General features: G+C 64.8%; 9 protein-coding genes. 7 read left to right on the forward strand and 2 right to left on the reverse strand.

The genetic code is table 11. From position 1 onward, the window contains the following. Together A985_RS26825 and tldD are read left to right on the forward strand one after the other, a co-directional pair. On the forward strand, positions 1-1269 hold a 1269-nt coding region (locus A985_RS26825; protein WP_039830807.1), incomplete at its 5' end, for a YhdP family protein. 420 nt (positions 1270-1689) lie between these two features. After that, positions 1690-3150 (forward strand): metalloprotease TldD, encoded by a 1461-nt coding sequence (gene tldD, locus A985_RS0123510; RefSeq protein ID WP_017235819.1) that lies wholly within the window; start codon positions 1690-1692, stop codon positions 3148-3150. Positions 3151-3203: 53 nt separating this feature from the next. Here tldD and A985_RS28395 read toward each other — a convergent pair whose 3' ends face one another. Beyond that, positions 3204-3605 carry a hypothetical protein gene (locus A985_RS28395; protein ID WP_150562590.1) on the reverse strand — a complete coding sequence of 134 codons (402 nt, stop codon included), beginning with the start codon at positions 3603-3605 and terminating at the stop codon, positions 3204-3206. On the opposite strand from A985_RS28395, the gene aroG reads away from it, so the two are divergent. After that, complete coding sequence (aroG, locus tag A985_RS0123515) at positions 3604-4677, forward strand: 3-deoxy-7-phosphoheptulonate synthase AroG (RefSeq protein WP_017235820.1); 1074 nt, start codon at positions 3604-3606, stop codon at positions 4675-4677. The genes A985_RS28395 and aroG overlap by 2 nt on opposite strands. Positions 4678-4791: 114 nt before the next feature. Here aroG and A985_RS0123520 read toward each other — a convergent pair whose 3' ends face one another. Next, positions 4792-5352 carry a cob(I)yrinic acid a,c-diamide adenosyltransferase gene (locus tag A985_RS0123520; protein ID WP_017235821.1) on the reverse strand — a complete coding sequence of 187 codons (561 nt, stop codon included), beginning with the start codon at positions 5350-5352 and terminating at the stop codon, positions 4792-4794. 333 nt (positions 5353-5685) lie between these two features. On the opposite strand from A985_RS0123520, the gene A985_RS0123525 reads away from it, so the two are divergent. The 4 genes from A985_RS0123525 to glcE form a co-directional block, all read left to right on the forward strand. Beyond that, positions 5686-7107, forward strand: coding sequence for an FAD-binding oxidoreductase (locus A985_RS0123525; RefSeq protein WP_017235822.1), 1422 nt, complete (start codon positions 5686-5688; stop codon positions 7105-7107). 7 nt (positions 7108-7114) lie between these two features. Then, positions 7115-8650: an FAD-linked oxidase C-terminal domain-containing protein gene (locus A985_RS0123530; protein ID WP_017235823.1), complete on the forward strand. Its 1536-nt coding sequence runs from the start codon at positions 7115-7117 to the stop codon at positions 8648-8650. A gap of 1 nt (position 8651) precedes the next feature. Further along, positions 8652-9521, forward strand: coding sequence for an ion transporter (locus A985_RS0123535; RefSeq protein WP_017235824.1), 870 nt, complete (start codon positions 8652-8654; stop codon positions 9519-9521). Next, positions 9521-10041: glycolate oxidase subunit GlcE (gene glcE / locus A985_RS26830; protein WP_017235825.1), on the forward strand; the 521-nt coding region annotated here is incomplete at its 3' end. The genes A985_RS0123535 and glcE, both read left to right, overlap by 1 nt.

Here is a 10041-nt window from a genome sequence, read left to right on the forward strand (position 1 = left end):
GTCACGCCCCCCGCCCCGGCGGGGGCGCCGGCCACGGCCACGACGGCGCGCGACGAGTTCGGCGCGCTCACGCCCTACCTGCCGACGCGTCTCGCCCTGCATGCCAAGCAGGTGCGCCTGATGTCGCGCCAATGGCCAGAACTGGTGGTGGGCGCCCAGCGCAGCGATCGCGACTGGCAGGGCAGTCTGGCCTCCGACCTCGTTTCCGGCTTTGCCGAATGGCATGCGCCCGATGCGAAGAACCCGTCGGGCACGTTGCGCGCGCGGCTCGCGAAACTGGTGATTCCGCGCGAGGACCACGGCAACGATGTTCTCACCCAAGTGCTCGATGAGCCGAGCGACGAGTTCCCGGCCATCGACGTCGTGGCCAATGAGTTCGTGCTGCGCGACAAGCCGCTGGGCCGGCTGCAATTGAACGCGCACAACGATATCGAGGACGGCGTGCCCGTGTGGCAACTCACCCAACTCTCGCTCAGCAACAGCGCCGCCACGCTCAACGTCAAGGGCAACTGGCGCACCTCGCGTCGCCGCGCAGCCCCCGCGGCGAGCGACGACGTGCCGCGCCGCACCGTGCTCGACTTCAATCTCGACGTGAAGGACGCGGGTGGCCTGCTCGACCGCCTGGGGATGCCCAAGACCGTCAAGGACGGCTCGGGGACGGTCTCGGGCCGTTTCGGGTGGCGAGGCGGTCCCGACGCGATCGACTACCCGACGCTCGGCGGCCGTGTCACGATCGATCTCAAGCGCGGGCAGATCCTGAAGGCCGACCCCGGACTGGCCAAGCTGCTGGGCATTTTTTCCGTGCAGACACTCGCCAAGTTCCTGACGTTCAATTTCAGCAGCGTGATCGGCAGCGGCCTGCCATTCGACAGCATCGACGGGAACGCCACGATGCAGGGTGGCGTGGCCAACACCACCGATCTGACGATCAATGCCAATGCCGCGACCATCAGGATCGAGGGTCATACCGACCTCGCGCGCGAGACGCAGGACCTGACCGTGCTGGTGCTGCCGAAGATCAATGCGGCGTCGGCGTCGCTCGCGTGGGCGATTGTCAACCCGGCACTGGGCATCGGTTCGTTTTTCGCGCAACTGGCGCTGGGCGAGCAGCTCTCGCGCACGCTCTCGACGACCTACCATGTGAGCGGATCCTGGGACAATCCCGTCATCGAACAAGCCGACGGCAATAAGAGTAAGATCGTGCCATCCCCGGAAGCGCTGCCCGGCGCGCAAAACAGCGCGCAACTGTCCGGCATGCGCGGCAACTGAGGGCATTTCCGAGATGCCTGAGACGTTCGGTATGTGCCATATGCCGCTTTATTCGCCGAAAATGCCGGAGACACGGTTCCGCGCCACATCCACCGATGACATGACGAGTCCCGACACACCGTCTACCGCACAGTCCACCGCCGCGCCGGCGTTGCCATACGGACATTGGAAGCACGCCTTGCCGGGGTCTTCGATGGCCGCATGGGCCGGTCGGGTGGCGACGCCCTGCGTTTTCCCGAGTTGCCCCGTGCCATGGGCGACGGTACGCTCGGCGTCGTACCCGCGGCCCCTGTCGACCACGGGCCGTCGCGCATCCGTGCCGCGTGCTGGCGTGCGCGCAGGGCGGCCTGGCGTGCTGCAGGGTTGATTTCGCTATCTCCGCCCTCATCTATCGAACATATTTCCTTGGCCTGACACCGCATGAAAATCATCGACACCGGCATCCAGAACCTGGCCACGGCCCGCGAGCTGCTGCTCACGCCGTACGGCCTTGACGAAAGCCACCTGCAACGCGCACTGGGTGACATCTTCACGCACCGCGTGGACTATGCCGACCTGTATTTCCAATACACACGCAGCGAAGCCTGGAGCCTCGAGGAAGGCATCGTCAAATCGGGGTCGTTCTCGATCGATCAAGGCGTGGGCGTGCGTGCCATCGTGGGCGACCGGACGGCGTTCGCCTACTCCGACGACATCTCCGACATCGCGCTCAAGGACGCCGCCGCGGCCACGCGCAGCATCGCCACGGCCGGACGCGGGCGTGTGAAGGTCGGTAGCAAGCTCTCGAATACCAGCGGGCACGGGCTGTACCTGCCGTCCGATCCGCTCGCCTCGCTCGACGCAAACGGCAAGGTGGCGTTGCTCGAACGCATCGAAAAGCTCGCGCGCGCACGCGATCCACGCGTGTCGCAAGTGATGGCGGGGCTGGCCGGCGAGTACGACGTCGTGCTGGTCGCGCGCAGCGACGGCGTGATCGCCGCCGACGTGCGTCCGCTGGTGCGCGTGTCGGTCACGGTCATCGTCGAATCCAACGGCCGCCGTGAAATGGGCAACAGTGGCGGCGGGGCGCGTCTTGACTACGCGTTCTTCACCGACGATCTGCTCGAAAAATACGTCAAGGAAGCGGTCGACGGCGCGATCGTCAAGCTCGACGCCCGCCCGGCACCGGCCGGGGCGATGACAGTCGTGCTCGGGCCGGGCTGGCCCGGCGTGCTGCTGCACGAAGCCATCGGCCACGGTCTGGAAGGCGACTTCAACCGCAAGGGCTCGTCGGCCTTCTCCGGACGCCTCGGCGAGCGTGTCGCCGCCAAGGGCGTCACGGTGGTCGACGACGGCACACTGTCCAACCGCCGCGGCTCGCTGAACATCGACGACGAAGGCAATCCGACGCAGTGCACCACGCTCATCGAAGACGGGATTCTGCGCGGCTATATGCAGGACAGCCTGAACGCGCGTCTGATGAAGATGCCGGTTACGGGTAACGGCCGGCGCGAGTCGTATGCCGCACTGCCGATGCCGCGCATGACCAACACGTACATGCTCGGCGGCGACAAGGATCCCGAGGAAATCATCGCGTCGGTCAAGCGCGGGTTGTACGCCGTGAACTTCGGCGGTGGCCAGGTGGATATTACCAATGGCAAGTTCGTGTTCTCGATGTCCGAGGCCTACATGATCGAGGACGGCAAGATCACGTACCCGGTCAAGGGCGCCACGCTCATCGGCAACGGGCCCGAATCGCTCAAGGACGTCACGATGATCGGCAACGATATGTCGCTCGACTCGGGCGTGGGCGTGTGCGGCAAGGAAGGCCAGAGCGTGCCGGTGGGCGTCGGTCAACCGACGCTGCGCATGGAGAACATGACGGTCGGCGGCACGGCGTAAGGCTGGCGGCGCGTGCCATGTTACGCGTCGGATGGCGCACCGCAAAAAATGCGTCAAGCATAGCAAAGCGCCCGGCTCAAACCGGGCGTTTTCGCGTGTTTTTCGATAAACACGATTATTTGATGCAATTTGACGCCTTGAAATACGTAAAATCCGCGTGTTTTCCAGCCGATTAGCGGCCCCTGCGGTTGCGGCGTCATTCGATTAGGCGTATAAAGTGATTCCAGTGCACGGCAAATGCGTGCAATGCAATGTTGAACACATCTCTCATGACCGCCCATCCGTCTTACTTTTATTTTTTTGCGATTCTCACACCGCTGGCGGAAGGAGAGGGGCAGTTGCAGCAGTAAGCACCGAAACGAATCCTGAAAAACCGCCAGACAGCCTGGCGGTTTTTTTTTGACCCGAATCCCGAGAAACGAACCGCAGTTCGAACTGCGCAGGAGAAATGCCATGCCTCCCCACAACACCGATGATGTCCGTATTCGCGAACTCAAGGAACTGACGCCGCCGGCGCATCTGATTCGCGAATACCCATGCTCGGACAAGAGCGCGGACCTCATCCATCGCTCGCGCGGCGCCATCCACCGCGTGCTGCACGGCATGGAAGACCGTCTCGTCGTCATCATCGGCCCCTGCTCGATCCACGATCCGAAAGCCGCGATGGAATACGCCGCGCGCCTGGTCGAACAGCGCGAGCGCCTGAAAGGCGAACTCGAAATCGTGATGCGCGTGTACTTCGAAAAGCCGCGCACGACGGTGGGCTGGAAGGGTCTGATCAACGACCCGCACATGGACAACAGTTTCAAGATCAACGACGGCCTGCGCCTCGCGCGCGACCTGCTTGCCCAGATCAACGAACTGGGGCTGCCCGCCGGCACCGAGTACCTCGACATGATCAGCCCGCAGTACATCGCCGATCTCGTGTCATGGGGCGCCATTGGCGCGCGCACCACCGAATCGCAGGTGCACCGCGAACTGGCATCGGGCCTATCGTGCCCGGTCGGATTCAAGAACGGCACCGACGGCAACGTGAAGATCGCCGTCGACGCCATCAAGGCCGCGTCGCAGCCGCACCATTTCCTGTCGGTGACGAAGGGCGGCCATTCGGCCATCGTGTCGACCGCGGGTAACGAAGACTGTCATCTGATCCTGCGGGGCGGCAAGACGCCGAACTACGACGCCGCCAGCGTGCAGACCGCCTGCGACGACATCGCCAAGTCGGGCCTGGCCGCGCGCGTAATGATCGACGCATCGCACGCCAACAGCCAGAAGAAGCATGAAAACCAGATCCCGGTCTGCGAGGACATCGCCCGCCAGATCGCCGGCGGCGACGACCGGATCATCGGTGTGATGGTCGAGTCGAACCTCGTGGCCGGGCGTCAGGACCATGTGCCCGGCAAGCCGCTGACTTACGGCCAGAGCATCACCGACGCCTGCATCGACTGGGAAGACAGTCTGAAGGTGCTCGATACGCTGGCCGATGCCGTGCGTGCGCGTCGTCTGGCACGCGGCGCAGGTAATTGATGTGGCGGGCGGCCGGTGGCCGCCCGCTCTGCCCGCCTCCCCGCGCTCCCCGCCGCTCCACCCTCCCCGCGAATTCCCGCGGGCCTGGGGCGCGGTCAGCCGGTCGCGTCGTGGTTATGAGTTGCCTTCGGACCGATCGCGCCGCCACAGCACGTCAGTGCCGCCACCGGCCCCATTGAGCACCCGAGCGAGCACGAACATCAGGTCGGACAGGCGATTGATGTACTGACGCGGCGCGGGGGCCACTGTCTCCTCGACGCCCAGCGCCACCATGGCGCGCTCCGCCCTTCGGGCAACGGTCCGGACCACGTGCGCCAGCGCTGCCGCGCGCGTGCCGCCCGGCAGGATGAACTCCTTGAGCGGCGGCAGATCGGCGTTGTAATGCGCCAGCCAGCCGTCGAGCCTGGCCACCTGGGCATCGCCGATCAGCGTGTGACGCGGCATGCTCAGTTCTCCGCCGAGATCGAACAGATCGTGCTGAACGTCGAGAAGCACGGCGCGCACGTCCGGCGGCAAGTCTTCACACAGCAGCACCCCGAGGTGCGAATTGGTCTCGTCGATCTCGCCGATGGCGACGATACGCGGGCTGAACTTGTCCACGCGCGCGCCGTCCCCGAGGCCGGTCTTGCCGCCGTCGCCCGTGCGCGTGACGATCTTGCTCAAACGATTCCCCATCTTCTGCTCTCTACCCCTTGCGGCATCGCTTGCCCGCCAGCACGCAATCCGGCTGCGGGGGCCACTTGCCTTCATCGATTGAAATGCGCCGCGCAGGCCCCGGATGGCCACTTTTCGGGCGATTCCGATGGCGCGCATTGGCGGCAAGTCCGTATGATATGACGCAAAGGGTGGGGAAAAACGCCGCCACAGCGTAAAATCCCCGCTCATAAGGCGTCAGGGCGTGCGCACCGAAGTATTGTCGTTGCACCCCATGCCCGAGACCCCGCCACCGATTTGGAGCCTGCCACCGCCGACCGGCGCTGGCCGCCCGGAGACCCGAAGGAGAAAGCCGTGAATCATCCCCACCTGCCGTTCGCCGCCAAGCGGGCGTTCCCCGACGTGCTGCTCACCGAGCTCCAAGCGCTGCTGGGCGAGCGCGTGAGCACGCAAGCGGCGCTGCGCGAACATCACGGCCGGGACGAGTCTCCGTTCGATCCCATGCTGCCCGATGCCGTCGCCTTCGCGCACAGCACCGACGAGGTGTCGCAGATCGTCAAGCTGTGCGCCAAATACAACGTCCCCATCATTCCGTACGGCGCGGGCTCGTCGCTGGAAGGTCACCTGCTCGCCGTCGAGGGCGGCCTGTCGCTCGACCTCTCGGAAATGAATCAGGTCGTCTCGATCAACGCCGAAGACCTGACCGTCACCACGCAACCGGGCATTTCGCGCAAGGCGCTCAATGAAGCACTGCGCGACACCGGCCTGTTCTTCCCGATCGACCCGGGCGCCGACGCCAGCATTGGCGGCATGTGCGCCACGCGCGCGTCGGGCACCAACGCCGTACGCTACGGCACGATGCGCGAGAACGTGCTGGCATTGACCGTCGTGCTCGCAGACGGCCGCGTGATCCACACCGGTACGCGCGCCCGCAAGTCCTCGGCCGGCTACGACCTGACGCGCCTGTTCGTCGGCAGCGAAGGCACGCTGGGCATCATTACCGAGGCGACGGTGCGTCTGTATCCGCAGCCCGAGGCTGTGTCCGCCGCGATCTGTGCGTTCCCCACCATGACGGACGCCGTGAACTGCGTCATTCAGACGATTCAGTTGGGTGTGCCGGTCGCTCGCGTCGAGTTCGTCGATGCGCTGGCCGTGCGCGCGATCAACAAGCATTCCAAGCTGACGCTGCCCGAGACGCAAACGCTGTTCTTCGAATTTCACGGCAGCGATGCGGGCGTGAAGGAGCAAGCGCAAACCGTCGAGGAACTGGCCAAGGACAACGGCGGTACCGGTTTCGAATGGGCCACCCGCACGGAAGACCGCAACCGTCTGTGGAGCGCGCGGCATAGCGCGTACTTTGCAATGCTGCAACTCCGGCCAGGCTGCCGCGCGGTGACCACGGACGTTTGTGTGCCGATCTCGCGTCTGGCCGAGTGTGTGGGCGAAACCGAGCAAGACCTGCGGGCGTCGAGTTTGCCCTGCCCGATCGTGGGACACGTGGGCGATGGCAATTTCCACGTCGCTATCCTCATCGATCCGGCCAAGCCTGAAGAGATCGAGGAGGCCGAACAACTCAACCAGCGCATCGTCGAGCGAGCAATTCGCATGGGCGGCACATGCACTGGCGAACATGGCGTCGGCCTGCACAAGATGGGCTTCCTCGTGACCGAGCATGGCGAAGGCGCGATCGACGTCATGCGGGCGATCAAGACTTCGCTCGATCCGCACAATCTGCTCAATCCGGGCAAGATTTTCCAGCTGCACCCGGCGATCTGAACGCCGCATGAACGCCCCCGCCACCCCGCAAGGTCAATCCGGCCCGCTTCCGGCGGGTGCCGCGACCGAGAATGCCGACGCCCTGACCACGCGCCAGCGTCACTTGCTCGATGCGCTCGCGCAGATCCTGCCGCCGCATTGCATTCTGCATCGACGCGAAGACACCACACCGTACGAGTGCGACGGTCTCGCCGCGTATCGTCGTGTGCCGCTCGCCGTTGTGCTGCCCGAGTCGGAATCGCAGGTGCAGCGCATTCTGCAGGCGTGTCATCAGCTCGGCATCCCGGTCGTGCCGCGCGGCGCGGGCACCAGCCTGTCCGGCGGGGCGATGCCCATCTCCGACGGCCTGGTGCTCTCGCTTGCCAAGTTCAAGAAGATCGTCGAAGTCGATCCCTATGCGCGCACTGCCACGGTGCAGCCCGGCGTTCGCAATCTGGCGATCTCGGAAGCCGCCGCACCTTATGGCCTGTATTACGCGCCGGATCCGTCGTCGCAGATCGCCTGCACCATCGGTGGCAACATCGCGGAGAATTCCGGCGGCGTGCACTGCCTGAAGTACGGATTGACCGTGCACAACGTGCTGCGCGTGCGCGCCATCACGATGTCCGGCGAGGCCATCGAATTCGGCTCGCTTGGCCCCGATGCGCCAGGACTCGATCTGCTGTCGGTCTTCATCGGCAGCGAGGGCATGTTCGGCGTGGTCACCGAAATCACCGTCAAGCTGGTGCCCAAGGCGCAGACGGCACAGATCATCATGGCGAGCTTCGACGACGTGGAGACCGGCGGCAACGCCGTGGCCGCGATCATCGCGGCGGGCATCATCCCGGCGGGCCTGGAAATGATGGACAAGCCGGCCACCCAGGCCGTCGAGTCGTTTGTGCACGCCGGTTACGACCTCGAAGCGGCCGCCATCCTGTTGTGCGAATCGGATGGCACACCGGAAGAAGTCGCCGAGGAAATCATGCGCATCTCCCACGTGCTGCGCACCTCGGGCGCGACACGGCTACAGATTTCCCGCAGTGAAGAGGAGCGTCTGCGCTTCTGGTCGGGACGCAAGAACGCATTCCCCGCGGCCGGGCGCATATCGCCGGACTATTACTGCATGGACGGCACGATTCCGCGCCGTGCGATTGGGACCTTGCTCAAACGCATCGAAGGACTGGAACAACAGTACGGATTGCGCTGTATTAACGTCTTTCACGCGGGAGACGGCAATATGCATCCGCTCATTCTTTTCAACGGCAACGACCTCGACGAGTGGCACCGTGCCGAGGCGTTCGGCAGCGACATTCTCGAAGCCTGTGTCGAACTCGGCGGCACGATCACAGGTGAGCACGGCGTGGGCATCGAGAAGATCAACTCGATGTGCGTGCAGTTCTCGCCCGACGAGCGCGACGCGTTCTTCGGGGTGAAGCGCGCCTTCGATCCGGTCGGGCTGCTCAATCCCGACAAGGGGATCCCTACGCGCGCGCGTTGTGCCGAATACGGCAAGCTGCATGTGCGTGGCGGTCTGTTACCGCATCCCGACCTGCCGAGGTTCTGACATGCGAGCGCTGTCGGAATGGCTGCCACACGATTGGCGGCAGCGGCTCTACATCATCATCTTCGAGGCCGACACGCGCGAAGGGCGGCTCTTCGACATTGCGCTGCTCATCGCCATCGTGCTGTCGGTACTCACGGTCATCGTGTCGAGCGTGCCGGCCGTTCAAGCCACGGCCTCGCTGCCGATGGCGATCCTCGAGTGGTTCTTCACGCTGCTCTTCACGGCCGAATACCTCGCGCGGCTGCTCAGCGCGCACCGGCCGCTGCGTTACGCGCTGTCCTTTTACGGCATCATCGACCTGCTCGCAATCCTGCCGACCTACCTGGCGATTCTGGTGCCCGAGCTGCACGGCCTGATCGACGTGCGCCTGCTGCGCCTGATGCGCGCGTTCCGGATTCTCAAGCTCACGGCGTATGTGAACGAAGCCGGCGTGCTCAGCATTGCGCTCTATAACGCGCGCCGCAAGATCCTCGTGTTTCTCGGGTTCATCTCGATCATCGTGGTGATCTTCGGCACGCTCATGCATATCATCGAGGGGCCGGAACATGGCTTCACGAGCATTCCGGTCGGCATCTATTGGGCCATCGTCACGCTCACGACCACCGGCTATGGCGACGTGGTGCCCGTCACCGGACTCGGCAAGGCGATCACCGGCTTCGTCATGTTGCTGGGCTACAGCGTGATTGCGATTCCCACCGGCATCATGGGTGCCGAAATTCATTCGGCCATGCGCAAGAAGGCGATCACCACGCGCACCTGCCATCAGTGCCACACCGAAGGGCACGACCCCGACGCCCGCTACTGCAAGGATTGCGGCAGCGAGCTGGGGCCTTATCAATCCGACCTGCCACCGCCGCCAGAACCCAGCTGATGACCGATACGAACGACACTCTCGAGCACTTCCGCGCCGTCATCGAGCACGCCACGGCGCACCGCGCGCCCCTCCAATTGCGGGGGGGCGGCACCAAGGCGTGGTACGGCCAGCAACGCGTGGGCGACGTGCTGGACACGCGCGACTACAGTGGCATCGTCGCCTATGACCCGGCGGAACTGGTCATCACCGCCCGCTGCGGCACGCCACTGGCCGACGTTGAAGCAGCGCTCGCAGAACGCAATCAGTTGCTGCCGTTCGAGCCGCCCTATTTCGGCCACGGCGCGACCCTCGGCGGCGCGGTGGCCGCCGGGCTTGCCGGGCCACGCCGCAGTGCCGTGGGGGCCGTGCGCGACTTCGTGCTCGGGGCCAAATTGATGGACGGTCGGGGTCATGTGCTGAACTTCGGCGGGCAGGTGATGAAAAACGTCGCCGGTTACGACGTCTCGCGCATGCTCGCCGGTTCGCTCGGCACGCTGGGCCTCATTCTCGAGGTGTCGCTCAAGGTGCTGCCGCAACC

The sequence above is a fragment of the Pandoraea sp. B-6 genome (assembly GCF_000282835.1).
In the GTDB taxonomy this organism is placed as follows: domain Bacteria; phylum Pseudomonadota; class Gammaproteobacteria; order Burkholderiales; family Burkholderiaceae; genus Pandoraea; species Pandoraea cepalis.